Annotated in this window: 28 protein-coding genes and 6 pseudogenes; 10 read left to right on the forward strand and 24 right to left on the reverse strand. The window is 38.5% G+C overall.

Annotated elements, in window-relative coordinates:
* Nucleotides 1-182: 182 nt before the first annotated feature.
* Nucleotides 183-809 (forward strand): TVP38/TMEM64 family protein, encoded by a 627-nt coding sequence (locus M1D65_RS12670; RefSeq protein WP_103804079.1) that lies wholly within the window; start codon nt 183-185, stop codon nt 807-809.
* A 19-nt stretch (nt 810-828) separates the two neighbouring features.
* Here M1D65_RS12670 and gnd read toward each other — a convergent pair whose 3' ends face one another.
* Complete coding sequence (gene gnd / locus M1D65_RS12675) at nt 829-1,722, reverse strand: phosphogluconate dehydrogenase (NAD(+)-dependent, decarboxylating) (protein WP_046160611.1); 894 nt, start codon at nt 1,720-1,722, stop codon at nt 829-831.
* Nucleotides 1,723-1,973: 251 nt separating this feature from the next.
* On the opposite strand from gnd, the gene M1D65_RS12680 reads away from it, so the two are divergent.
* Nucleotides 1,974-2,696, forward strand: coding sequence for a YqeB family protein (locus M1D65_RS12680; protein WP_032726205.1), 723 nt, complete (start codon nt 1,974-1,976; stop codon nt 2,694-2,696).
* A gap of 32 nt (nt 2,697-2,728) precedes the next feature.
* On the opposite strand, the gene nucB is transcribed toward M1D65_RS12680, so the two are convergent.
* Nucleotides 2,729-3,139, reverse strand: coding sequence for a sporulation-specific Dnase NucB (gene nucB / locus M1D65_RS12685; RefSeq protein ID WP_009967785.1), 411 nt, complete (start codon nt 3,137-3,139; stop codon nt 2,729-2,731).
* A 195-nt stretch (nt 3,140-3,334) separates the two neighbouring features.
* Between nucB and sigK the strand changes: the two genes are divergently transcribed.
* Nucleotides 3,335-4,063 (forward strand): RNA polymerase sporulation sigma factor SigK, encoded by a 729-nt coding sequence (sigK, locus tag M1D65_RS12690; protein WP_013308023.1) that lies wholly within the window; start codon nt 3,335-3,337, stop codon nt 4,061-4,063.
* Entirely contained in the window at nt 4,063-4,179 is a 117-nt protein-coding gene (locus M1D65_RS12695; RefSeq protein ID WP_041850087.1) for a hypothetical protein, read from the forward strand. Before sigK ends, M1D65_RS12695 begins: the two co-directional genes overlap by 1 nt.
* Here the strand turns inward: M1D65_RS12695 and M1D65_RS12700 are convergent.
* From M1D65_RS12700 to yrkP, 5 genes and pseudogenes are all read right to left on the reverse strand, one after another.
* Nucleotides 4,145-4,342, reverse strand: a pseudogene (locus M1D65_RS12700) (recombinase family protein); the annotation flags it as partial. The gene M1D65_RS12695 and the pseudogene M1D65_RS12700 sit on opposite strands and share 35 nt — an antisense overlap.
* Nucleotides 4,300-4,478, reverse strand: a pseudogene (locus tag M1D65_RS12705) (hypothetical protein). The pseudogenes M1D65_RS12700 and M1D65_RS12705, both read right to left, overlap by 43 nt.
* A 541-nt stretch (nt 4,479-5,019) precedes the next feature.
* Nucleotides 5,020-5,436, reverse strand: coding sequence for a phosphate-starvation-inducible protein PsiE (gene psiE, locus M1D65_RS12710; protein ID WP_003246154.1), 417 nt, complete (start codon nt 5,434-5,436; stop codon nt 5,020-5,022).
* A 45-nt stretch (nt 5,437-5,481) separates the two neighbouring features.
* The gene (yrkQ, locus tag M1D65_RS12715; RefSeq protein WP_019712554.1) at nt 5,482-6,780 is read right to left on the reverse strand and encodes a two-component system sensor histidine kinase YrkQ; all 1,299 of its coding nucleotides are present in this window, start codon (nt 6,778-6,780) and stop codon (nt 5,482-5,484) included.
* Nucleotides 6,767-7,462, reverse strand: a complete 696-nt coding sequence (gene yrkP, locus M1D65_RS12720; RefSeq protein ID WP_021480140.1) for a two-component response regulator YrkP — start codon at nt 7,460-7,462, stop codon at nt 6,767-6,769. The genes yrkQ and yrkP overlap by 14 nt, the downstream gene beginning before the upstream one ends.
* Nucleotides 7,463-7,728: 266 nt before the next feature.
* Between yrkP and M1D65_RS12725 the strand changes: the two genes are divergently transcribed.
* From M1D65_RS12725 to M1D65_RS12735, 3 genes are all read left to right on the forward strand, one after another.
* Nucleotides 7,729-8,946: a DUF418 domain-containing protein gene (locus M1D65_RS12725; protein ID WP_038829696.1), complete on the forward strand. Its 1,218-nt coding sequence runs from the start codon at nt 7,729-7,731 to the stop codon at nt 8,944-8,946.
* Nucleotides 8,865-9,113: a hypothetical protein gene (locus tag M1D65_RS12730; RefSeq protein WP_154213107.1), complete on the forward strand. Its 249-nt coding sequence runs from the start codon at nt 8,865-8,867 to the stop codon at nt 9,111-9,113. Before M1D65_RS12725 ends, M1D65_RS12730 begins: the two co-directional genes overlap by 82 nt.
* A gap of 343 nt (nt 9,114-9,456) precedes the next feature.
* Entirely contained in the window at nt 9,457-10,014 is a 558-nt protein-coding gene (locus M1D65_RS12735) for a GNAT family N-acetyltransferase (RefSeq protein WP_029318133.1), read from the forward strand.
* 489 nt (nt 10,015-10,503) lie between these two features.
* Here M1D65_RS12735 and M1D65_RS12740 read toward each other — a convergent pair whose 3' ends face one another.
* The 14 genes and pseudogenes from M1D65_RS12740 to bltR all read right to left on the reverse strand — a co-directional run bounded on the left by M1D65_RS12740 (nt 10,504) and on the right by bltR (nt 19,201).
* A complete protein-coding gene (locus tag M1D65_RS12740) occupies nt 10,504-11,028 on the reverse strand; it encodes an NAD(P)H-dependent oxidoreductase (protein WP_003246192.1) in 525 nt (174 codons plus the stop codon).
* A 246-nt stretch (nt 11,029-11,274) separates the two neighbouring features.
* Nucleotides 11,275-11,751 (reverse strand): HXXEE domain-containing protein, encoded by a 477-nt coding sequence (locus M1D65_RS12745; protein ID WP_004398792.1) that lies wholly within the window; start codon nt 11,749-11,751, stop codon nt 11,275-11,277.
* A 582-nt stretch (nt 11,752-12,333) separates the two neighbouring features.
* The gene (locus M1D65_RS12750; protein ID WP_151870139.1) at nt 12,334-13,119 is read right to left on the reverse strand and encodes a sulfite exporter TauE/SafE family protein; all 786 of its coding nucleotides are present in this window, start codon (nt 13,117-13,119) and stop codon (nt 12,334-12,336) included.
* Between the two features lie 59 nt (nt 13,120-13,178).
* Nucleotides 13,179-13,406 carry a sulfurtransferase TusA family protein gene (locus M1D65_RS12755; protein ID WP_003156135.1) on the reverse strand — a complete coding sequence of 76 codons (228 nt, stop codon included), beginning with the start codon at nt 13,404-13,406 and terminating at the stop codon, nt 13,179-13,181.
* 33 nt (nt 13,407-13,439) lie between these two features.
* Nucleotides 13,440-14,574 (reverse strand): annotated as a pseudogene (locus tag M1D65_RS12760) (MBL fold metallo-hydrolase).
* A gap of 29 nt (nt 14,575-14,603) precedes the next feature.
* Nucleotides 14,604-14,888, reverse strand: a pseudogene (locus tag M1D65_RS12765) (DsrE/DsrF/DrsH-like family protein).
* A gap of 20 nt (nt 14,889-14,908) precedes the next feature.
* Nucleotides 14,909-15,466 (reverse strand): sulfurtransferase TusA family protein, encoded by a 558-nt coding sequence (locus M1D65_RS12770; RefSeq protein ID WP_124048081.1) that lies wholly within the window; start codon nt 15,464-15,466, stop codon nt 14,909-14,911.
* 185 nt (nt 15,467-15,651) lie between these two features.
* Nucleotides 15,652-16,134, reverse strand: coding sequence for a DsrE/DsrF/DrsH-like family protein (locus M1D65_RS12775; RefSeq protein ID WP_015251635.1), 483 nt, complete (start codon nt 16,132-16,134; stop codon nt 15,652-15,654).
* A 146-nt stretch (nt 16,135-16,280) separates the two neighbouring features.
* A complete protein-coding gene (locus M1D65_RS12780) occupies nt 16,281-16,541 on the reverse strand; it encodes a metal-sensitive transcriptional regulator (protein WP_003237170.1) in 261 nt (86 codons plus the stop codon).
* Between the two features lie 21 nt (nt 16,542-16,562).
* Nucleotides 16,563-16,880, reverse strand: a complete 318-nt coding sequence (locus M1D65_RS12785; protein ID WP_456270588.1) for a sulfurtransferase — start codon at nt 16,878-16,880, stop codon at nt 16,563-16,565.
* 394 nt (nt 16,881-17,274) lie between these two features.
* Nucleotides 17,275-17,835, reverse strand: a complete 561-nt coding sequence (locus M1D65_RS12790) for a cupin domain-containing protein (protein ID WP_070547562.1) — start codon at nt 17,833-17,835, stop codon at nt 17,275-17,277.
* A 225-nt stretch (nt 17,836-18,060) separates the two neighbouring features.
* Nucleotides 18,061-18,206, reverse strand: a pseudogene (locus tag M1D65_RS12795) (hypothetical protein).
* Nucleotides 18,187-18,297 (reverse strand): annotated as a pseudogene (locus tag M1D65_RS12800) (N-acetylmuramoyl-L-alanine amidase); the annotation flags it as partial. The pseudogenes M1D65_RS12795 and M1D65_RS12800, both read right to left, overlap by 20 nt.
* Nucleotides 18,298-18,379: 82 nt before the next feature.
* Nucleotides 18,380-19,201 carry a multidrug efflux transcriptional regulator BltR gene (gene bltR / locus M1D65_RS12805; RefSeq protein ID WP_014480349.1) on the reverse strand — a complete coding sequence of 274 codons (822 nt, stop codon included), beginning with the start codon at nt 19,199-19,201 and terminating at the stop codon, nt 18,380-18,382.
* A gap of 116 nt (nt 19,202-19,317) precedes the next feature.
* Here bltR and blt point away from each other — a divergent pair, with 116 nt between their 5' ends.
* Entirely contained in the window at nt 19,318-20,520 is a 1,203-nt protein-coding gene (gene blt, locus M1D65_RS12810; protein WP_072174011.1) for a multidrug efflux MFS transporter Blt, read from the forward strand.
* Nucleotides 20,521-20,719: 199 nt separating this feature from the next.
* The gene (gene bltD / locus M1D65_RS12815) at nt 20,720-21,178 is read left to right on the forward strand and encodes a spermine/spermidine acetyltransferase (protein ID WP_041850101.1); all 459 of its coding nucleotides are present in this window, start codon (nt 20,720-20,722) and stop codon (nt 21,176-21,178) included.
* Between the two features lie 156 nt (nt 21,179-21,334).
* On the opposite strand, the gene M1D65_RS12820 is transcribed toward bltD, so the two are convergent.
* The 3 genes from M1D65_RS12820 to M1D65_RS12830 form a co-directional block, all read right to left on the reverse strand.
* The gene (locus tag M1D65_RS12820) at nt 21,335-22,639 is read right to left on the reverse strand and encodes a hemolysin family protein (protein ID WP_041850102.1); all 1,305 of its coding nucleotides are present in this window, start codon (nt 22,637-22,639) and stop codon (nt 21,335-21,337) included.
* Nucleotides 22,640-22,919: 280 nt separating this feature from the next.
* On the reverse strand, nt 22,920-23,063 hold the full coding sequence (locus M1D65_RS12825; protein ID WP_017697705.1) for a YrzO family protein: 144 nt from the start codon (nt 23,061-23,063) through the stop codon (nt 22,920-22,922).
* 17 nt (nt 23,064-23,080) lie between these two features.
* Nucleotides 23,081-24,046 carry a DMT family transporter gene (locus M1D65_RS12830; protein ID WP_038829688.1) on the reverse strand — a complete coding sequence of 322 codons (966 nt, stop codon included), beginning with the start codon at nt 24,044-24,046 and terminating at the stop codon, nt 23,081-23,083.
* A 125-nt stretch (nt 24,047-24,171) separates the two neighbouring features.
* Here M1D65_RS12830 and czcR point away from each other — a divergent pair, with 125 nt between their 5' ends.
* On the forward strand, nt 24,172-25,038 hold the full coding sequence (gene czcR, locus M1D65_RS12835) for a LysR family transcriptional regulator CzcR (RefSeq protein ID WP_014480355.1): 867 nt from the start codon (nt 24,172-24,174) through the stop codon (nt 25,036-25,038).
* Nucleotides 25,039-25,090: the final 52 nt, after the last annotated feature.

Raw genomic sequence — 25,090 nt, forward strand, 5'->3', positions numbered from 1 at the left:
ATCCCTCCCTATTATTAAGAATGCAGAAAACAGAGAGATGGACAGCCTTTTTTATGAAGTAAAAAAGAATTGTGTTCTCAACCTGGTTTTCAGTTGAACCGCTGAAATGGCACCAGTTATACTAATTTAGATGACGGAGGTTTTGGCTCCTGACATCACCTAAGTTGGGAGTGACCATAGACATGTTAAAAAAAGTAATAGGTATACTTGTGATTATCGCTATCATTGCAGTCGTTTTTTTTCAGAAAGAAGCTTGGCTTGATGCAATCAAAGCAGGAGGGATGTTTTCCGTTTTATTTAGTATGCTGCTGATTGCTGCCGATGTTTTTTTCCCAATAGTGCCGTTTGCTTTGGTTGCTGCTTTAAATGGCGCAGTGTTCGGGACTGCAAATGGAATTTGGATTACACTGACCGGCTCAATGCTTGGTACTATATTGCTGTTTTTTCTCGCCAGGTACAGTTTTAGAGATTGGGCCAGAAAAAAAGTTCAGGCCTATCCTGCCATACAGAGCTACGAGGCTTCCTTCAACAAAAACGCTTTTACCGCTGTTTTATTAGGAAGGCTGATACCTGTCATACCTTCACTTGTAATGAACGTGATCTGCGGGCTGAGCCAAGTTCGCTGGCATGTTTTTTTCTTTGCGTCTTTAATAGGGAAAATCCCCAATATTGTTGTTGTCACTATTGCAGGTGCCAATTTCACCAGCAATAAATTATTGTCTATCAGCATTTACGGTACATATATTCTGATCATCATGGTGGTCATTTATAAAAAGTTCCCTCATCTTCTGAAGGTGCCAAAAAAATAAGGAGGCTTGTTTGGCCCCCTTACTTTTTTTCTGTCGCATGGCCTCCAAATTCATTTCGAAGCGCAGCGACAACCTTTCCTGTAAACGTATCGTCTGTTAAAGAACGGTATCTCATCATCAGTGACATGGCGATGACCGGAGTTGCCGTCTGCAGATCAAGCGCGGTTTCCACCGTCCATTTTCCTTCACCTGAGGAATGCATAATGCCCTTGATCTGATCCAGTTTCGCATCCTTAGAGAAAGCTCGCTCAGTCAGTCCCATAAGCCAAGAACGAATGACAGAACCATGATTCCACACTCTGGCAACCTTCTCATAGTCAAAATCAAATTGGCTGTTTTCAAGCACTTCAAATCCTTCACCAATCGCGGCCATCATTCCATACTCAATTCCATTATGGATCATTTTTAAAAAATGTCCGCTTCCCGCTTCACCAGCGTATAGATAACCATTTTCGACGGCGGTATCACGAAAAAGCGGTTCCACAATCTCCCATGCTTCATGGTCGCCCCCCACCATAAAACAGGCTCCATGCCGTGCGCCTTCCATTCCGCCTGACGTTCCGGCATCGAGATAATGGATACCCGCTTCTTTCATTTGATTGTAGCGGCGAATTGATTCTTTATAATGAGAGTTTCCAGCTTCGATAATCATATCGCCTTTACTTAATAAAGGTGATACATCACGCAAAACAGCATCGACAATGCTATGCGGTACCATAACCCATAGGATACGCGGCGGGTCTAATAAAGAAATTAACTCTTTAAGATTCGTTGTCCCCTCAGCCCCGTATGCTTTCAGTTCATCAACAGCCGCTTGATTTACATCATATCCTACCGCTTGATGATTGCGGTCAATGAATTGCTTTCCTATGTTTATGCCCATTTTCCCTAAGCCGATTAATCCGATTTTCATATCTGTTCCTCCTGATTGTCTAAAAAGCCTTTACTCTTTATGTTCCCTTTGGATTGTATTGTGATACGCAGAAAACAAATGGGGCTTACATCGTCTGCGCATGTAAATTTTATTTTTCATGACCGACGGCGCCTGCCAGTTCTATTACTGAATCTCTTTATATCCATAATTATCGCTTTATCCTTGATTTACCATCAGCATAAGTTAAAATATGGGAAGGAATTCGATATTTTCAGTAAAAAGAAGGTGACATGTTGCAGAATCAATCTCATACTCTTATTGGAGTTACGAAAACCGCTGTATTCTTTTTATACGCTGCACTTGCAATCATCGGTTTTGCAATCGGGTATTTTATCCCGCAGATTGCGAAATGGGCATTATCCCTCCCCTGGATCCCTCTTGAAGGACCGCTTCGGCTCATTACCTCTTTTCAGGGATCTACAGCTGCATTTATCACTGCTCTTCTCGGTATGTGTGCGGGGATTTGGTTCGCTCATTCTGTTATTGCAATGCTGCTGTCTGTCAAAATTACAGATCACACAGTGGAATTCATCAAAGGAAAAAAAGTGCAAACAATTCATTCCGATGACATCGCTCTTGTATTTATGGATCACAAACGGCTTGTCCTCCTGGGAACAGCCGGATATGAATTGGTACGGGAAGAAATTGATGAAAAACCAGTAAACGTTGAGAAGGCCTTTAGACAGCATCATTACGAATGGGCAACAGATGGTGATCCGTTTAAAGATCAATTTCGCCGATGGATTCCTGATGCACCAGACCTATCGCAAGGCGCCCATGCCTTATTAAAAGCTCGTCATAAAGCGCTGCAGGACGAAGAAAAAGACGATATTGAAGAATTCCGTCTCGAACTGGCACAGCTGGGCATCGTTGTACGGGACGAAGGCACACGCCAATATTGGCGAAAAGCAGAAACCTATCCCCCGAAAATTCAGCACGGCGAAGGATTGTAACAACAGAGGCTCAAGAAAGAGCCTCTTCTTTACTACTGCACAATAAACAGCACTCTGGTACCGTCAGGATAGCTGCTCATTTGATTCCCTACCCACGAGCCGGCGCCGCGATTATCAGAAGGCGTCACATATCGGACATCAGCCCCTGCGCCGCCTTCCTCGCAGACCGCCATCGGCCACTCATCCCGGTCATAGCCCGGCTTGGTCGGGATTCCCTTTAAAGATTCCTCCCGCCTTTTGTCTGCTCCATCTCTGTCAATGGTACAAATATCTGGATGTCCCTCTGCAATTGCATCTCTAATATGACTGCCGGTTTCCGGATAACGAGACAGCGGAAAATATAACACTTTGTCATACGAAGATGCGCCTTGGATCTGTTGCGGAACCATTAAACAAAGAAGAACTGCTGCAGCAAGAAACAGGCCTGCCATCCATTTTTTCATTCCCATCCCCCCATACCTTTGTTCATTTCAATGTATGGGCGCTTGATAAAGATTATTTTTAACATTTGAAGTTAGTATGCTGCTTACAAAAGCCGGACTCCCCCGCGAGAAATTTCCCGGTACAGACACAGACAGCCTCCCGGTCACATACATTTACATATAGGCTTTTGCCTACATACTTTTGTGGAGGTGACGATGGTGACAGGTGTTTTCGCAGCGCTCGGCTTTGTTGTTAAAGAGCTTGTCTTTTTAGTATCTTACGTGAAAAACAATGCCTTTCCACAACCGCTCTCAAGCAGCGAAGAAAAAAAATACTTAGAGCTCATGGCTAAAGGGGATGAACATGCCAGAAACATGCTGATTGAGCATAATCTTCGCTTGGTCGCCCATATTGTGAAAAAGTTCGAAAATACAGGTGAGGATGCAGAGGACTTAATCTCCATCGGAACGATCGGGCTGATAAAAGGAATTGAAAGCTATTCCGCTGGTAAAGGGACAAAGCTGGCGACGTATGCTGCGAGGTGTATTGAAAATGAAATCCTCATGCATTTGCGCGCATTGAAAAAAACAAAAAAAGACGTCTCCCTTCACGATCCGATCGGGCAGGATAAGGAAGGGAATGAAATAAGCCTGATTGACGTTTTGAAATCAGAAAACGAAGACGTGATAGATACGATCCAGCTCAATATGGAGCTTGAAAAAGTGAAACAATACATTGACATTTTAGATGACCGTGAGAAGGAAGTGATTGTCGGGCGGTTTGGGCTTGATTTGAAGAAAGAAAAAACGCAGCGTGAGATTGCCAAAGAGCTCGGGATCTCGCGCAGCTATGTATCGCGGATTGAAAAGAGGGCGCTGATGAAGATGTTTCATGAGTTTTATCGGGCTGAGAAGGAAAAGCGGAAGAAGGCGAAGGGGAAATAATGCAGAAGAGGCCGGATCTCATATTCCGGCTTTCTCTATTTGAAAGAGTTATGAAAATCATTTTTTTCATCGCTGATAAGCTCTCCGAGAAAGACGGTCAGGATCATAACAAATAACTTGACTTATAAGTCCTTTGCTTGCATCCTCCCTCAGGCGATTCAAAGCCGGACGTTCTAAAAGCTCTCCAGAAAATCCTTCATCGGCATACTTCAGCACATCCTTAGTCCCTGCTTTCTTTATACAGGCCTCGAACTGGCTGTCGATGCTCGATCCCTTGATCGCTTGTTCCTCGGTCGATACCCTTACATATATTGCTATCACCCTGGATCTCCTTCCTATAAAGTTTTATTAAATAATGATAGCAATCGTTCATGCATTTGTCAGCTTGCGCTCCTTCGATGATTATTACCTTCATAAAATGCATCACCCCTTGGGTAATGCTATGTAATAAGTGTTTGTCCTAATGAGGTGATTTTCAATGAGTATGAAAACAAATAAAAAAACCGATGGTTTGAACCATCGATCTGTTTTCTATATCACTGGGCCATCAATATAGTAAATCTAGCTCATTGGTTATGAAAGCTTATTTTCATTACACACTCTATATTCATTTGTTATCATTTCTATACGTTTATATCAATTATGGTAAAAAATGGTGACAAAAAACCAATAAACGTCCATCCTAACTTTTTCATCTTATTTATTAAGAATTTTAACCTCTTCCTTGTAAAATAAAGAGCGATTTTCATCTCCAGACAGTTAATGCTATTTCATCGGGACATGTCTGTTAAAGTAGCCAATAAATACATTCGGATATCCACTTACAACCACGATTCAATTTGATCCACTACAGATTTCTGCTGACATTAAACAGATAGACTTATAAAAATCTGTACCAGTTCCCTTTCACAATTAGGACATTTCGGCGGCGTATCGGCATAATGCGAACTAATTTATTAATGTTCAACAACAGAATTTCGTCTATTGGCAATAAAGAATCCACAAATCATTGCAAGAATGGCCATCGCCCACCAGAACGTTGAGATCGCCTGATCATGATCGATGATAATCAAACGAATGACAGCTGTGATGCCAATATAAATGAAGTAGCGAAGCGGAAAATGAAAGTCTGATTTGAAGTATTTGATAATCAAAGCAATGAACTCAAAGTACATGAAGAAGATAAGCAGTTCTCCAAGCATCTCATAATAGCTGTCCACTTTGTTGAACAGTGACTTGTATACGAATAGCACAATGTACCAAGTCTCGCTGATCAGAAGTGCGCTTAAGGCTAACGCCAGAAAGAACAGACAGACGTTGAGAAGCGCTTGTAACAGGTAAGGCACCTTTTTGAATTTGTTAGAAAATCTCATCATGTTGTCTCCTATTTCAATATATTCGTGGTTTTTATTCTCAGCCTACATCTTGGTGTTCCAAAATCGTAGCACAATGTAGTACTTAGAATTCTTTTGTATACTGTGAAACTGTCCCTGCATGCGGGACATCATTCGCGCAATGCTTCTTTCACCGAGTCCGTTGCTTTCCGGTGTTATATCTGCAAGTTTAATCGTATTGCTAACATGGATCTCAAATATCTCTTGATCCGATACAAACGTGATGCTGATTTTTTCTTCCGGATCTGCGTATTTCAATAAGTTTGACATCACATTATCAAATACACGACCAAGCTCCTCCAAATTCACGTTAATATAGGTTTCCGGCAGCTCGCCTGAAATATGAACCCGAAAATGCTCCTGATGAAGGATAGCAATCTGATCTGATATTAGATCGTAGATCACTTCTTTCACTGCAACGGTCTCCAGATCGGCCTCATATTCCTTGTCCAGCAGGAAATACGCAAACAGATTGTCAGACAAGCTTTTTAATTGCAGTGCTTTACCATAAGCATTGGCTACATACCGATCTTTGCTGGCACCCGCTTCGCCTCCCTCTTTTTTGGCAAACTCCAGATTCATGATCAGCGACGTCAGCGGTGTGCGCATATCGTGCGACATTTCGGTAACCAGGCTGCGGCTCTCAGCTTGCAATTCCTCGATAGCTTTAAGTTTATCCAGGAAAGCTTTCCGCAGATCCTCAATGCTCTTTGCAATCATCGCTAATTCATCATGCCCTTTTATCGTCATCTCGTAGTCCAGTTCGCCCCCTTCAAGAATATGAATCTCTTGATGAATCGTTTTAAGGTAGCGAAGACTTTGGCGAATTCCGAAGAGAACAATGATTAAAAAGATGAGGGTTGCCCCGAGCAAATCCAATGCAAAGGCCAGATCATAATATCGGGAAGAGTAGAAACCGTCGATAATGACTCGTCCTTCACCATCGCTAAACTTGACAGGATGTGAATGATTTTGAGCGTACTGAGTCAGCTTTTCCTTTCCATAATCCGATTCGGAATAAATAGAATCATATTGCAGCTCCTGATCCTTGAATATGGTGAGGTTAATGTAATTTTCTTTTTTGACCCACTCGCCAAACGCTTTTCTATCTGATGTAGACAACTCATTTTCTGAAACGTACTTGCTGAATTTTTGAATGTATCTTGCTGACTCCTCGTGATAATACTCTTCCGAACTCAGATATCCCTCGATCAGATCATCTGTGATCTTTTGCAACGTCAGAAAGATCACACCACTCACAATCGCAGCAACCATTATCAGCAAAGCCAGTTTTTTGGTTAGCGTAAATTTAAGATGCGCCAAATCGATATCCTCTTCCCCATTCAGTTTTTATATAAACCGGACGTGCCGGATCATCCTCAATTTTGGAGCGCAGCTTCCGTATATGCACCATCACCGTATTGTTGGAACAGTAAAAGTAAGGCTGTCCCCACACACTCTCATATATATTTTGGGCAGAAAATATTTTGTTGCGTTTGCTCATCAGAAGTTTCAGGATACGATACTCCAGATCTGACAACTTGATTTGCTTCTCCTCTTTCCACACCTCATTAAATTCTTCGCTCACTCTTAGTTTGCCCCCGATAAGAAATGTTTCTTCCTGTTCCTTCTTTTCCTGATAGATAGTATATCTGCGTAATTGAGCAATCACTCTAGCGTGAAGTTCCTCTTCCGAGAATGGTTTAGTCATATAATCATCGCCGCCGGCGAGTAACCCCTCAGTTTTATCGAGTGTACTCGATCTGGCCGTCAGAAACAGAATCGGGACGTTAGAGGATTTCCTGATGTGCTGACATGTTTCAATTCCCGAAATGCCTGGCATCATAATATCCAAAATAACCAAATCAAGCGAGTCATTCACAAGTTGCAATGCTCGCTTTCCATCCTTGGCTCTTAGCACCTCGTAACCTGCACGTGTAAGGGATTCCTCCAAAAGATCACCAATATCCTCATCATCCTCTACGACTAATATTCGATAGGCCATGTCTCTCTCACCTCATGATTCTTGTTGTTATTTCTCGTGTGTCCTTACTATATATCGTTCATAGTAATAAGTACGTTATAAGATACTACGTAAATCTTAACAATTTATGAAAGCTGATGCTCGCCACAAATTTGTCACATTTTCTAAAAAAATGATGACTCTTCATAAATTGTTAAGATTCGGTCTTTATATTTATCCATTGTAAGGCTCAAGTTTTTCAGATCCGCACTACACATTGCCGTGATAAATGGGAAAGGAGTATTGATATGATTGTACAAAAAGAAGGACGCGGGCAACCGGTGAGTCTGCGGGAACGGGTTCATTTTCTGGACATCGTACGAGGATTTGCCTTGCTTGGCATTATTATTGTCAATTATTTTCTGATCGTAGATTCAGTAAAGGGATTCGAAATGGCCTCCGATGACGTACTGCATAAGCTGGTTTCCTGGTTTGCCGAAGGGAAATTCGTTACGTTATTCTCCTTCCTGTTCGGAGTCGGGTTTATGATCTTTATGGATCGAGCCGCGCAGAAGGTAGAGAGTCCCAACAAGCTGTTTGCCCGCAGGTTATCTATCCTGTTGGGATTTGGCATTTTGCACATCACATTTGTTTGGGTCGGTGACATATTGGCCTTTTACGCCGTAAGTGGCTTCCTGTTACTCGCCTTCTATAAACGCACGGCCAAAACGGTGCTTAGATGGATTATCGCACTTATCGTGTTTCAATTCCTGACTCCTGTTTTCACAATGTTGTACAATGTCATCAATACTGCAGGGTCAAAAAACCCGAATTTTTCAGAGTTTACTTTGTTTAGCCACAGCAGCCTTACCTACATGGAATCTATCAGCACTCGGTGGACAGATATGGTCACGATGGCTGCCGGCTCTTTCTCTATGATCTATTCCATGTTTCTCATGTTTCTGCTGGGCGTGTACTTTGTTAAGATGGAATTTTTCAAAGACATGGAAGCGAAAAAGCCTATATGGAAGCGTATCTGGATCATTAGCACAATCGCTTTTCTAATAACACAAAGCAGTATATTACTAGACATGTTTAATCTTTCTGAGAATATGCTGTGGAAGGACATTTCCTCTGTCTTGGGTCAAAATGGCGGCTTAACCGGAAGTATGTTTTATATGAGCACTTTTGCAATGCTGTTTCTATACGTTCCTCAGCTGCGAGGCCCTATGATGATATTCACCAAAGTCGGACGAATGTCATTGACCTGTTATCTGCTTCACTCTATCATTGGAACAGTTCTGTTCCTCAGGTACGGATTCGGGCTTGCGGATCATATTCAATCCGCCGGCACGTTCATGTTCAGTCTGGCCGTGTACTTCGTTCTTATGAGCTTTAGTACATTGTGGTTGAAACGGTTTAGGTACGGTCCGATGGAATTAGTATGGCGCAAGCTGACGTACGGCAAAGTAAACGGAAGTCCCAAAGCAACTCCGCTGCATTCGGAAAAATCTATTCAGAAATAACCCCCTTGCACAGATTGCATGACTTCAAATTAGTGTTGTTGAATGAAGCGGGCATTAAACGGACAGATTTGATATATGGACTAGTTATTTTTATATCATTTAGGCTTCTTTGGGCTAATAAATCCACCAGAGTTTACTCAATGTGCATTGCTCATGATCGAATCTAAATTGAATCTTTTACGCATGTTCATAGTCAAAGGCGCCTCATTCGACTATTTTTGTAACTTTTCGCAGGAAAAATTCGAGAATGATGACAAATCCCGCATACGACACTTAATACGGTAGTGAACAATAGTAAATTAGGGTTACATGCAGCTTGTTTTCCAATGAAACAAAGAAAAAGAATCATACAAAAAGACAGGAGAAAGCTTTTGAAGTATTTTAACGCCAAATTTACCGCGGAAGAAAGAGCGACGGAATCACATTTTGTGAAAAGACTTCGCAGAGCATCTCGAATGTTTTACTGAACGACTGAACTCTATATTTTAGCAACTGAGGGAGTGAACAATCATGAAAACTAAAAATGAACCAAAAGTTATTCTGGAACTAGCAAAGGAATCTGATCTGCCAGAATTCCAAAAAAAATTACAAGAAGCCTTTGCGATCGCCGTGATTGAAACGTTCGGTGATTGCGAAGATGGGCCGATTCCATCGGACAATGATGTTCAGGAGTCTTTCAATGCTCCCGGAGCAGTGGTATATCATATTCTTCAGGATGGTAAGAATGTCGGTGGTGCAGTAGTACGTATCAACAGCCAAACAAATCATAATTCGCTAGATTTATTCTATGTATCTCCAGAATATCACAGCCAAGGGATTGGTCTTTCTGCTTGGAAAGCCATTGAAGCACAGTATCCGGATACTGTGCTTTGGGAAACCGTGACACCTTATTTCGAAAAGCGAAATATCAACTTCTATGTGAATAAGTGTGGATTCCATATCGTAGAGTTCTACAATGAACATCACTCTGATCCGCATATGCATCGCAATGGACGTGAAGATGACAAGCCCCTACTGAATGATGATGACTTTTTCAGATTTGTAAAGATTATGAAAAAAAAGGACTAAACAATTGAACACGGCGAGATGCCACAGAGAGTTGCTGGTAACTTTTTTATATTTCATTATCAGAGGAAGGTAATAATGATGTTTAAAAGGTGTTTTGATCCCTGTCTCATAAACAGGGGTCAAAACACCTTTGAATCATCGGTTTCTTTTCTGACATATACCACGCCCACTAGTCCCTCAACATAGTAAAAACATATCATGAGTTACAAAAGCTTTTATTCAAAGCATATGTTTACTTTATTTATACTTATTTTCATCATTTTTCAGAATTCTGGACACTAATCGGGTACCTATTAGAGACCAAGGAACTCTACATTTCATTAAGAAATACGTACTCATTGCCCTGCTTTAATTAATTTTAAGCCCTCGCACTATGCCCCCCTGAATTAAGTATTCGATGTAACTTTGAAATTAAGTTTATGAAAATCTGTCACAAACCCTTATTTTCATAACACATCATTTGTTTCAGCTTCCCTCGCGAATACCGGATTAATGCTCGGCTTTAAGATAGTCAACCAATCTCTCCGCACTGTTCTTAACATCTTCTTTTGAAAGATGAAGTGTCCCATATTGTGTAAACGCAGGAAGAAAACGCATTCCTATATAGTTAGCAGTGACTTGAAACGGTCTGATAAGCTCGCTGATCGTGATATTATATTCTCCGCCTGCTTGATAATCAGATTCCTGTGCGCCTAAGGAGATAGCTAAGAGTAGTTCTTTTCCATGCAATTTAGTTCCTCCAGTTCCATAAGCCCAGCCATGTGTTAACACATCATCTTCCCATTGTTTGAGTAACGCGGGACTGCTGTACCAATACATTGGGAACTGAAAAACGATACGCTCATGATCTAACAGGAGCTGCTGCTCTTTTTCTACATCAATGATAAAATTAGGGTATTCACCGTACAGGTCATGAACCGTAATGTCTTTCTCTTGCTTTAAACGATTCATCCAGGTTTTGTTGACAACAGACGTTTCCAAGTTAGGATGTATAACGATAACTAATGTTTTCATTAGACTGATTATCCTTTCTTTGCCAAATAGTTATTATTGCTTTTACGATAATGAATTGATTCTAATTTTAAAATAGCAACTTTATTTACACCTATTTTATCCTTTTTCATGAATTCAGGGCAACTAATTGGGCACCAAAATCAACGATGACTTAAGACATTGTTTTGTAGAAATACGATATAACAGAATAATCCCTCATTTAGAAAATTTCCACCTTTTTCCTCAATCCTTACCAATTTAAACTCATTAAGGAGATACTTTATCACCAACTTTAAATAATAATGGAATAAGTGCTAATAAAATAATTCCTACAACCAACGTAGATATTATTAACTCCTTCCATACAATCAAATTCTTTAAAAACATTTGATAAATAACTAATGAGTTTACTGGAATGTTAAGCAATAAGCCCGTAAGAAGTCCAGGTGCATACTTTTTCATTACAACAGTTGCGATAAGATGTGGAAAAATCGCGTTGATAACCATAGAACCTAGAAAGCCAATGAAAATCCATTTTGCAATATCTGATTCTGGCATATATAAAAAACCAAATGCAGATAAATAAGCCAACATAGTAATAACAATGACAGCAAAATGAAATTCATTTGAAGTTACTGGCTTTTGAAACTTTGAAGATTGTTGTGACCACTCAGGTAACCAAATAGCTTCCTCAATATTATGCAGCGTAATAGCAAAACAAAAAAATGCTACGAAATAAACCACCTATCATTTCCTCCTCGGTGCCACAACCAATATGGTTTGGCAACATTATATTACATTTGAGGCTGATTGGATATGGTGTTAAAAGAGAGAAGAATCTGCCTTAGTAGTTGCTTCTTAATTATATGTGCAATAACGTGTTGTTACGTGGCATGTCATATTCAAATATAATAACTCTAAAGCAAACAAAGATACCTATATAGTTTGGCATCCTCTTTTTTAGTTCGAGTCCCTCTATTTATTTTGGGCACAAAATAGACATAATTTATATTGACTCATTATACCCATCACATACCATACCCCTTAAACCAATCAGGATTAAAATGTTTTAAAAAAGGTGATCAAAGGTGACGTTATGGTCTTTTTTATTTTCTTAACGCTGCCCTAATGCAAAAAAACACTGGACACCACTAAGTCAAATGCATTTCATGGTACTATAGTCAAGACTTGTCCAAGTCACCATTATCAAAAAGAATTTCATCAAACACTTGAAATATTTATTGAACGCGGCCAAGTGTCATAACATTAATAAGAAACCAACAAGTGATGAATCTTTTAATCTTTCATTTTACCCGATGACTCATATCAAAGGAGCTCTAACCAAATTTTAATGGCTGTCGCACCTATTAATAGCGCTAAAATCCATTGCAGGAATTTTGTGTTTACTTTTTGCCCAACTGATGCACCAATAGGAGAAGCAATTAAACTAGCAATCATAAGAACCAGAGCTGGTACAAAAAGAACCTGGCCCGTGATTACTTTTCCAACTGTTGCGCCAATAGATGAAAGAAATGTAATCGCAAGAGATGAAGCGACTGTGACTCTAACAGGAATATTTAAAATCGATAACATAATGGGGACTAGGATAAAGGCGCCGCCAGCTCCTAAAATACCTGATACGCCACCAATGATAAACGCTAAGGAAGAAGCCAACCATTTATTAAATATCACTTCCTTATCTTCGCTATGTTCTTGTCCTTTTTGTCCTTTTTTAGGTATAAACATTAAAATAACTGCTATAATAGCCAGAATTCCGTATATAAAGTTAATTCCTTTTTCAGATATATAATGAGAAAAGTAACTCCCCAATACACTCCCTAAAAGGATGCTGCTTCCCATGTAAATCATTAATGCTTTATTTAGAAGACCACTCTTACGATAAGCCCAAACACCGCCGAGTGTCGCAAAAAAAACTTGAATAGCCCCTATCCCTGAAACTTCATGGGCAGTTAATGACATCACTCCCACTAAAGAAGGAATGTACAATAGCATTGGATAATTAATAACTGCTCCGCCAATACCAATCATTCCGGAAATAAAGGCACCAATAAACCCTATAATGAAAAGAGTTGTGATAAAGGCAATATCCACTTTGGTTTCCTCCTTTCAAAGGAAAAGGGTATCTTTTTATTCGATACCCTTTCACATTATTAGCCTTTTTTAATCCAGAATTTCAATACATCACCTTCATCAGTTTGCTCTAAAAGGTCATGTCCGCCTGATTTAGACCAGGCTGCAAGATCATTTTTAGCTCCCTTATCTGTTGCATGCACTTCTAATATTTGACCTGATTCCAGTTCATTCATCGCTTTCTTTGTTCTGACAATTGGCATTGGGCATGCCAAGCCTTTTGCGTCTAATACTTTATCTGATTTCATGTTCTTCTCTCCTCTTTTCAGCAGAAACTTGTGTTACCGTATTGCACAGCGGTTTGGGCCAATCTCCATTTCACGCTGTTTTTCTTCATCTGGGCTGATTTTCCCCATGTTTGTTTCTCGAATCTCTTGGTATGCATTTGGTTGCGGAGGCAAATGATCTGTTACTAGGTGTCTAAATTCTGTTTCATCCGCAATGTTCAAACCATGGTTCTCGCTAAATAATGTACTTAGTTTTTTACCAACACTTCCATTCTCATTTAGCTCGTCAATGATCATAAAGTGTGCCGGTAATACAATTAAATCCTTTGATAACGCTTTGTAACGGCTATAAAGCGTTTTTCTTAAATCTCCTACCCAATCTTCTGCCATACCGGCTAAGTCTGGTCTGCCGATTGAATCAATAAACAAGATATCACCTGAAAGAAGATACTGGTCATCGACGATGAAAGAAGTGGAGCCAATCGTGTGCCCCGGAGAATAAATCGGTTGAATTTTAATCGTTGTATTTCCAATGATCATGTCATTTCCTTCTTCCAACGGCTGATAATCGAATTCCACTTCTTCAGCATCTTTAGGCGGTAACCAGTAGGTTGCTTTTGTTTTTTCAGCAATGACTCTGCCGCCTGAAATATGGTCCGCGTGAAGATGTGTATCAAATACGTGAGTAATCGTTGCACCCTTCCCCTTCGCAAAATCTATAAAGAAATTCACCATACGTGTCGCATCAATAATTGCTGCTTCACCATTGGAAATGACCATGTATGACAAGCAGCCTTTACCGATTCGAACAAACTGATACATCTCACCGCCATCTTTTAAATCCCCGACTTTTACCGGCTCTAAATGTTCGCTCCATGCTTTCATTCCACCCTTAAGGTAGGATACAGAATGACCTGCTTCAGAAAGCATTTCGGATACCATGACGGATGAACCTTCTTTTGCGCAAACGACCAGCACTTCTTTATCAGAAGGAATTTTCTCCAAGATATCTTCTACGCCATCTAAAAGATCGAAATACGGTACATTTAAATGGTCAAAGTCATGTCCTTCAATCTTCCAATCGTTAAAATCATTTTCATTACGCACATCCAAAATAAATAAAGGTTCTTTGTTAAAGATTTTTTTTGTCACTTCTTTTGGGGTCATTGCCTTTACGGTCATGTTTCAATACCTCCTATATCAAATCTTTTAGCGGGACTAAAACGTTAAGGATACATCAGCATCTTTAGCAAAACCAAAAAAGGTAACAGCCCCGCCTACTTCGATTCCTTCCATAAAATCATCTTTTGTTAAACCCATAACGTCCATCGTTATTTGACAACCAAATCATGCAACTCCCATTTCAATCAGTTAAGAATAGAAGGCACATTTGCGTTCCTACAACCTTCTGCGACATGCTCTTTTCCTTGTCGCAATATTACAGACTTTATAAGCATCAAACAGACCGCTATTTGCCGCAATAATCGCTACTCTTGTACTCATCTGTTCATCATGCTTTTTATTTATTCGGTTTTACCTGTCCAATCCCGCATACCCGGGACAACATTAATAACCTTTTTAAAACCTTGTTTTTTCATGGTGCGGGCCGCCATTTCACTCCTTCTTCCCGAATGGCAGATAATATAAATTTCATCATTTTCGTTTAATTCGTCAGAGCGCTTTTCCACTTCACCAAGAGGGATATGCACAACTCCTGGGATATGAGCTTTTTCATATTCCTCTATCTCTCGAACATCTAAAATGTTAAGAGACTCGTCACTATCTACTTTCTGTTTGAAAGCTTCTAATGAAATCTCAGGAATTGAAGATGCATTTTCTGATGAATGCTCTCCTCCTTTTCGAAGAAAATGACGAAGTATTTCTCCCTCTGCTTCAGTACCGAGATATTCATGGCCTGTACTTTTTGCCCATGCTTCCAGATCTGCTGTAGAACCTTTATCTGTCGCATGAATTTCCAATACTTCACCAGCTTTTAAATCCTTCATTCTCTTCTTCGTTTTTACGATAGGCATTGGACACGCCAAACCTTTAGCGTCTAGTACAATAGTTGCTTTCATCATTTTTTTCCTCCTTTTCTCATATAGGGGTGGGGGTATATAAATATACAAAAAGTTTCTCACTAGAAGTTAATACCATGTATTCATGCCCCTTTTATATTTGTGATCTCTTTAAATCCTTGTTTCTTCAATATTTTTACTTCCCTTTAAACTTCTCCTTCCGCTTAGCAATGAGTAAATGAGTAACATTAGATAAATAAGTTGACACTGCCTTCCTCAGCATCTGCCAAATAAGCTGCTACACCAGCATAGTCAATATCATCTAATAGTTCTTTTTCCTGTAAACCAAGAAGATCCATTGTCATCGTACAAGCTACGAGCTTTACCCCCTGTTCTTGAGCCATCTCAATCAACTGAGGCAAAGGAAGTGCATTATGCTTTTTCATCACATTTTTAATCATTTTAGGGCCCATACCTGCAAAGTTCATTTTAGATAAACCCATCTTATCAGCACCACGAGGCATCATCTTTCCAAACATTTTTTCAAGAAATCCTTTTTTCACTGGAATCAGCTCTTCTTTACGTAAAGCGTTTAATCCCCAAAAAGTATGGAAGATCGTCACTTCATGATCGTAGGCAGCTGCACCATTTGCAATAATATAGGCTGCCATTGCTTTATCATAATCCCCGCTAAATAAAACAATTGTTGTGCGTTTTGTTTGTTCTGTCATGTTTATTCTCCTAACTAATTACCCCCGCGGGTATATTAAAGTCAAAAAATTTTTTCGAAAGATCTGCTATTATTCAACTCTTTAAATACCGGTAGGGGTATAATATGACGCATATAAAAATTCGTCAACCTTAGGTTGATGAATTTTTATCGGCTCTTTACCAATAAGTCAACTGCTTCTTTTACTAAATTTTGTGTGTCTTCGCCTTTTTCTAAACTTTCACGAACACAATGTTCAAGGTTTGTGCTCACAATTAAACCCATCGCTCGATCGATCGCATTACGGGAAGCTGCTAATTGGGTCACAACCTCTCTACAATCTTTTCCTTGTTCCATCATAGTCAATACACCTTTAATTTGTCCTTCAATCCGTCGTAAGCGGTTTTTAATCTTTTGATCATACTCCATATATCAATGAAATCCTTTCTTTCATTTATTTTTACATTTACATGTTGCCAGTTCATAACTGTTTACATGGATACCTTTGCGCTTTAGAAAACGCACTCCTAAATTTAATTCCACCCGATCACGAGCTATTATGTGTATTTTATCACGTGGAATCTCTAAATAAAAACGTTTTAGATACGCATATGGGATGTTTAAAATAATATTATCCGAAAAATTGGGTACATCGTTATAATGACGAATATCTAATATTGTGATGTCCATAGCCTCTAATTTATCTTTATGGATACAAGAGATTCCGGCTATAGGATAATAACGTCTATACGTTGCAATGATAATCACAAAAATAAGCAGGAATGCAATAACTAAATAATTGATACGAGTTACACCACCTTATTAACTCTTTGTTATTCACAAAACAATAATATACCCCCATAGGTATATAGTCAAGTGTGAAAGTTACTTTCTTTGAGCTGATAGATTCATTTCGATATCCGTGGATTGAAAAAATACTTACATTCGATAATGCCAATTCTGCTAAAAGGAACTCGAATAAAGAAATAAGCCGATTTTATTTTAAATCGACTTTATTTTATCAATTACTTTTTAAATTAGCACAAGACTGCTTGGATATTACATTGGGTTTCATTTGCATAAAAACAATTCTTAGGTACTGGTTCCCCATGTTTCATGCTGGATGTGACTCCAATTACTCAGAAATCTGCGAATAACTATGCTAATCTTCCGCAGCCACTGCATCTGCTTTGGTTTTATGAACTGTACCAAATGGATGGTTAGGAGGAGCATAAATGGAGTAAAGTTTTAATGGCGTATTACCTGTATTAATCACGTTATGCCAAGTGCCGGCAGGTACAACAATGGCAGAATCATCATAAACATTTCTTTGAAAGTTCAAATGATCTTTGCTCTTTCCCATTTTGACGATCCCACGCCCCTGCTCAATCCGTAAGAACTGGTCAACGTTAGGATGGATTTCCAAACCAATGTTTTCTCCAATACCAAGACTCATCAAAGTAACTTGAAAATGCTTTCCTGTCCATAAAGCAGTACGGAACGTATTGTTTTGTTTTGTGGCTCTATTGATATTTACAACAAATGGTTTTGGTCCATAATCCTTCAAAAGAAGGTTTCTATCTTCATATGAAGAGCGCAAATCGGCACCTCTGTGTACGTTCTCCATCTCATTTGGAATAGTCCAATAAACAGATCTTCCATCATTATACATCGGTACAGTCACATAATAATAACATTGAGGCGAAAAAGGGTTATAGTACATTTTTTGATCCCCACAATTATAAATTTTTGTGATAGTATCCTATGCATTTATTAAGGGAGTGTGCTAAATCAAGAAAATTCAGATTAAACACAAAAATGAATGTTCGATCACCGTTTGATTCACGGATGAATAATTTATCACCGACCTTGTAATCGTTTTCTGGATGTTGAATTTCACTAGCCTTTGTTAACAAGACATCGAATGACACCTTTATATGATGGATTATCAAAGGTCGACGATCCTAAATGGCTTTTGAACATTTACATAGCACAACAACAGAGTATACGGAATTCTGTTGTTTGTCCCCCCCCTATCCCAGCTCTTTAAGATTTATCTCTTTGGATGCGCCTTGATGGCCAGCTTTTCAGCAGCGTAGTATTTAGCGCCTCCTGAAGCGTTATAGCATATTTCAACGCCGATAGACTTGCGGTTCCCAGTGCCGTTTGTACCGTCACCTGTATGTGGGCTCGTTTTTAGTAAACCAGTTTATATTCTTTTTGGGCACACAACAGAAACAATTTTTCCATATGAAAATCTCGTAATCTTACACCTCTTTAACTTGAAGGAGGATTTTGGCATATGTATTTTCATACCCGTCAACTACCATCTCATCCAGCATATATTCCTCATATGCATTTTCCCCTATTTGCATTCCATTTCTTTCAATGAACTCAATGATTCTCCGGTATGCCTCTTCAGTATTTCCGCCTATTTCATATCCAACTGCATACAGGCCTTTTGGCCGTACATGATAATTTATGTTCTCTGCCCCATCTTTTACTTTTATATAAAAGTAACTGTAATTGTAGAAGTCTTTTTCTAAGATTTGTTCCCGTGCAAAGATTCCGCCTATCGGATATCCTTCATCTAATTCATATTGCTGAACTTCATGAATGAGTTCTGAAATGGCTGCCACATATTTTCGTTCCGGTAAGTTTAATGTTTTTCGGCTTAACATGAATGTTTCTTCATTTAAATATTCAAAAGAAATTGAGGAAAAGTCAGTCTCAAGTGCTTGTTCTGTAAGCGTCACTTTTGTTTGTAAGATCGTTTGCAACTGCTTAAGCTCATTTATTTTTTTATCAATCTCAATAGACTTTTCTTTTAGAACATGCAGGATCTTGTCTGGTGTTTTTCCTTTTATTAGACACTTTATTTCTTTTAATGGAACCCCAAGCTCTTTAAATAGACTGATGACTTGAAAAATCTCAAATTGATGATAGGAATAATATCTATACCCATTTTCTTTTTTTATTTCCGGCGAGAAAAGACCAATCTCATCATAATGAAATAAGGTTTGTTTTTTTACACGGCAGAGCTTCGAAAACTCCCCTGTTGTGAAATACTTCTTAACATCTTCGCTCATAAAAACCTCCTTGACTATACGGTAACCATATACCTTATGATTTGATTGTACTTGAAAAAAGCTTCAAGCGAAAAGGATAGGTAAAAAGGGTTCAATTGAGTAAAAGGGGAATTCAGATGAAAAAATCAATAAATGAGCAAAAAACGATATTCATTATACTATTAAGCAACATCTTCGTAGCATTTCTTGGTATCGGTTTAATCATTCCAGTTATGCCTTCTTTTATGAAAATCATGCATTTATCCGGCAGCACAATGGGTTATCTTGTTGCGGCTTTTGCCATTTCTCAGTTAATTACTTCACCTTTTGCAGGTAGGTGGGTTGACCGTTTCGGGAGAAAAAAAATGATTATTCTCGGGTTGCTTATATTCAGTTTATCTGAGTTGATTTTCGGATTAGGGACCCATGTTTCAATATTTTATTTCTCGAGGATATTGGGTGGTATAAGTGCGGCTTTTATCATGCCCGCGGTAACAGCATATGTAGCTGATATTACAACCCTAAAGGAAAGGTCAAAGGCTATGGGGTATGTTTCTGCTGCAATTAGCACCGGCTTTATTATTGGGCCTGGTGCGGGAGGATTTATTGCCGGCTTTGGTATCCGCATGCCGTTTTTCTTCGCCTCCGCCATCGCGTTAATAGCAGCTGTCACTTCCGTTTTTATACTAAAAGAGTCATTGTCGACAGAAGAACGCCATCAACTCTCATCTCATACAAAGGAATCAAATTTTATTAAAGACTTGAAGAGATCCATTCATCCTGTCTATTTCATTGCATTTATTATCGTCTTTGTAATGGCTTTTGGTTTATCAGCTTATGAAACGGTATTCAGCTTGTTTTCTGATCATAAATTTGGCTTCACACCAAAAGATATTGCAGCCATTATTACGATTAGCTCCATTGTTGCGGTAGTTATTCAAGTTTTACTATTCGGGAAATTGGTCAACAAACTTGGAGAGAAAAGAATGATTCAGCTGTGCTTAATAACCGGTGCGATCTTGGCTTTCGTGTCTACTGTTATGTCAGGATTTTTAACTGTTTTGCTTGTAACTTGTTTTATTTTTCTAGCGTTCGATTTGCTACGTCCGGCCTTAACCGCTCATTTATCCAATATGGCCGGTAACCAGCAGGGTTTCGTAGCAGGCATGAACTCCACATACACCAGCCTGGGAAATATATTTGGACCTGCTTTAGGCGGTATACTATTTGATCTTAACATTCATTATCCTTTCCTTTTTGCAGGTTTCGTTATGATTGTCGGCCTTGGTCTTACAATGGTTTGGAAAGAAAAAAAGAATGATGCTGCAGCTTTGAATTAATTCATTTTCTATAAAGTCAAGTCATTTGGATGCAGGGAATGCCTCTGGTTAGGCACAATAAGAAAAGGTACTTAATTTGATAGGCTACATGTTGCTTGATGTGAAAATAGTTTATGCTGAGTTTTAGCAATATCAGGATTTCATCTGCCATCACCTTAAGCCGCAGCCTAACCGGGATAAGAAAAAAGGAGAATGTAGTATGAGTATAAACATAAAAGCAGTAACTGATGATAATCGTGCTGCAATTCTTGATCTGCATGTCAGCCAGAATCAATTATCATATATTGAATCTACAAAAGTATGTTTAGAGGATGCAAAAGAATGTCACTATTATAAACCTGTCGGGCTTTACTATGATGGAGATCTAGTCGGTTTTGCAATGTATGGATTGTTTCCCGAGTATGATGAAGATAATAAAAACGGACGAGTCTGGCTTGACCGATTTTTTATTGACGAACGCTATCAGGGAAAAGGATTAGGGAAGAAAATGCTTAAAGCCCTCATTCAGCACCTTGCTGAGCTATATAAATGCAAGAGAATTTATTTAAGTATATTTGAAAATAATATTCATGCTATACGCCTTTATCAAAGGTTTGGTTTTCGATTTAATGGTGAACTCGACTTTAATGGTGAGAAGGTAATGGTAAAAGAGCTATAGATATCCAAGCCTCCTTGTTTGCTGAGAAACGTTTGAACTTCGATAATGATTACCTGCTTAAACTGCAAGATCATTGTTTAAAAAAGCCTGGATGAAAATTTCATCTCAGGCTTTAAGCATCTTATTAGTCAAAATCTCATGTGCTTTATCCAGATGTTATTCTTTTTTCCGGACAATTTCTAAATAATTAATATGCCGGCCAACTGTTTTGTGTACTTTAAAAATATACCCATCGGCTTCTATAACGGATCCAACTGCAGCGTCTATTTGTTGAGTCATAAACCAGCCGCCTATCGTATCCACTTCGTCACTTGCTAACGTCGTTCCCAATAAATCATTTACATCCTCAATGAGCACTTTCGAATCTAAGATAAAGTGATTATCATTTACTTTTCTAATATCAGGCACTTCATCTTCATCAAATTCATCTCTGATTTCCCCAACAATTTCTTCAAGAATATCTTCAACAGTGACTAAACCTGAAGTGCCGCCATATTCATCCACAAGAATAGCGATATGTGTTCGCTCTTTTTGCATTTTTACCAATAAATCATGAATTGGAACGGATTCAATAACATGGATAACAGGAGTGATATGATTTTCTAACTTGAAATCCTCTTTTATCTTCTGGTCTGTGTCAATATAAGCTGACAAGAATTCTTTAGCATTGATAAAACCAATGATTGAATCTTTATCTCCATTTAGGACTGGGTACCTTGTATAACTCTCTGTCTTAATGGTCTTAACAATAGTTTCATAAGAATCCTCACTAGAAATCGCTACGATCTCTCTTCTCGGAATCATAATTTCTTTGGCAATTCTTTCATCAAATTCAAAAATATTATTTACATATTTCAACTCATTTTTATTGATTTCACCGCTCTTATAGCTTTCAGACAGTAAGATGCGCAGTTCTTCTTCAGAATGAGCAAGTTCATGTTCTGATGCAGGTTTCAAACCGAAGAGTCCTACTATAAACCGGGCTGAACCATTTAAAAACCATATAAAAGGGAACAGGATGCGGTAAAACCAAATAATTGGCTTTGCAGTCAAAAGAGTGATGGTTTCCGCTTTTTGGATAGCGAGTGTTTTAGGAGCAAGTTCTCCAACTACAACGTGCAAAAAAGTCGCAATCACAAAAGCAATCACTAAGATCAATACATGTGAGACTGTTTCACTTACATGAAAATGAGCAAATAAGGGGTGCAAAATCACTTCAAAAGTCGATTCTCCAACCCAGCCAATTCCCAACGCTGTAACCGTGATCCCTAATTGACAAGCTGACAAATATTCGTCCAAATGAGTAATGACCTTTTTGGCTGATACGGCACCTTTTTTTCCCTCTAATATGAGTTGGTCAATTTTTGATGACCTGATCTTTACTATCGCAAATTCAGTCGCAACAAAAAATGCTGTTAAGACAATTAAAATAGTAAAGATTATAAGGTTAATGGTTGTCAATGATTTGCCTTACTTAGTAAGGCGTACACCTCCGATATAAATATTTATTTTTCTAACCCGTTTTTTCTGAATAAACAAAAAACAGTATATATAACATTATAAGTTCAAAAGAACCTAAAATCAACTCTGAATGATGTAAATAATCATCTTTTTCCGTATGAAGAGTGGTTCCCATAGTATTTAACTAGCGATTGGTGACGTTTTAAGGCTTAAAAAAGAAAGCAAAATAAAAACACACCTGAATTTTCTGGTGTGTTCAATAATACCCAACCGTCTTAATTTATTTGATGTCTTTATTAAGGTTTTCTCTTAAAATTTGAATCAATTCCGCCTGTTGCTTTATATTTTTGCGGCCATTTCTATTAATTGCAGCAAGTTCACAGACAATTCCAGCTGAAATGAAAAACAATAAACCTTCAAACATTTTAAATCCCCCACCGTCTAAGTGATAGTCAAATGTGTTTTTTCTTTTTGCAATACCTGCTTATAATCTTCCTTACGCTGATATATGTTATTTAAAATGAGTCCAATAATGACAAACAGTGTTCCTACTATATCAAAAGCAGTTATGTTATATCCTTTGATCACCATGATTAACAATGTAGTGATGGGGACAAAGTTAATAAATAAAATCCCGTTAATGGATGATAGGATTTTAATGCCATAGTTCCAACTAAGGAGGGCTATGATACCTGGTAAAGTAATCATAAATAAAAAATCATACTTAATTGCTGCAACTACTTTAATACTCGGTACCGACACGTAACCTTGCGCGGTAAGTATAGCTGTCATGATTCCTGTTATAGCTGTGCCGAATAAACATGTCAATGTTGAATAACGAAGTGTGGACCACTCTTGGAATAACTGTCCCCCCATTGTGTAGACAACCCATCCTAAAACACCAATGAATATAAAGAGTAGCGAGAATAGATGATCCCCTAATGAAAAAAAGAAACTTATATTACCTTTGGTTATGACCATCGAAGCCCCCAAAAAGGCAATCAATATACTGATCATTGTGTATTTTTTAGGTTTTACATGTTTATATCCCCATAGAATAACAATTGAAAGCATCGGCATGAGTGCCTCGGCAATGGACGCTGTCATAATTCCAGACTTCCCCATCAACCTTTGACCTAAAAAAATAAGAACATTGTATACAGTAAACGCCATCACCCCAAATAAAATGATCCATTTTGCTTTACCCTCTAAATGAAATGATTTTTTTCCTTCTCTCACTAATAATAAAATCACTAACATAATTGTTACCACACCGTAGCGAATAAATGAAAAATAAAACGGATCAATAAATTCTAATGCATGATCTGCAACTGGAAACATCGCGCCCCAAGACATACTTGCCACTAAACATGTAAGGGCACCAATGAATAATTGACTTTTTTTCATTGAATTCCCCTCCTTTTCTTTAAAATTACAATGAGAATTATAAAAAGAAGTAAGCATCAAGTAAAATGAACAAAAGTGATGAAAAACATCATTGATAATGATACTTTAATGAAGGGGGGATCTTCATGGAACTGCGAGACTTACAAATTTTCAAATGCGTAGCCCATCACAAGAGTATTACCGGTGCTGCAAAAGAGTTAAATTATGTACAATCTAATGTAACTGCGCGGATTAAGCAATTAGAGAATGAGCTCAAAACACCTCTTTTCAATCGCCATAAAAAAGGGGTTTCACTAAGCCCAGAGGGCCGAAAAATGATTGAATACGTTAACAAAATTTTGAAAGATGTTGAAGAACTGGAGCAGGTCTTTCTAGATACTGAAATACCATCTGGAATATTAAAAATCGGTACAGTGGAAACAGTGAGGATACTGCCGACCATCATAGCTTCCTATTATAAAAAGTATCCTAATGTGGATTTATCATTGCAGGCTGGTCTAACAGAGGAACTTATTAAAAAGGTCATGAATCACGAATTAGACGGAGCTTTTATTTCAGGCCCTTTGAAACATTCTATTCTGGAACAGTATGATGTTTATACTGAAAAACTTACTCTAGTAACCAGTAACAAAACGTTTAATATAGAGGATTTTTCAACGACTCCGATTCTTGTTTTTAATCAGGGGTGCGGGTATCGGTCTAGGCTTGAACAATGGCTCAAAGATGAAGGTGTGCTCCCAAACAGAATGATGGAATTTAACATCCTGGAGACAATCTTAAATAGTGTTGCACTTGGACTCGGTATAACAGTGGTACCGGAATCTGCTGTTATGCATCTAGCTGCACAAGGTAAGGTTTATTGTCACCCATTACCTGAGAAAGATAGCTGTATCTCAACAATCTTTATACGCCATAAAGATGCGTACCTGACAAATTCAATGCGCAGCCTCCTTAAGACCATTGTTGAACATAAAAATATGAGTATGTCTTAAAGTGCTTTTTCTCTTTCTATGTTAACTTCTTAAATAAAAGAGAAGGCGCATC

The sequence above is a fragment of the Bacillus sp. JZ39 genome (assembly GCF_053903145.1).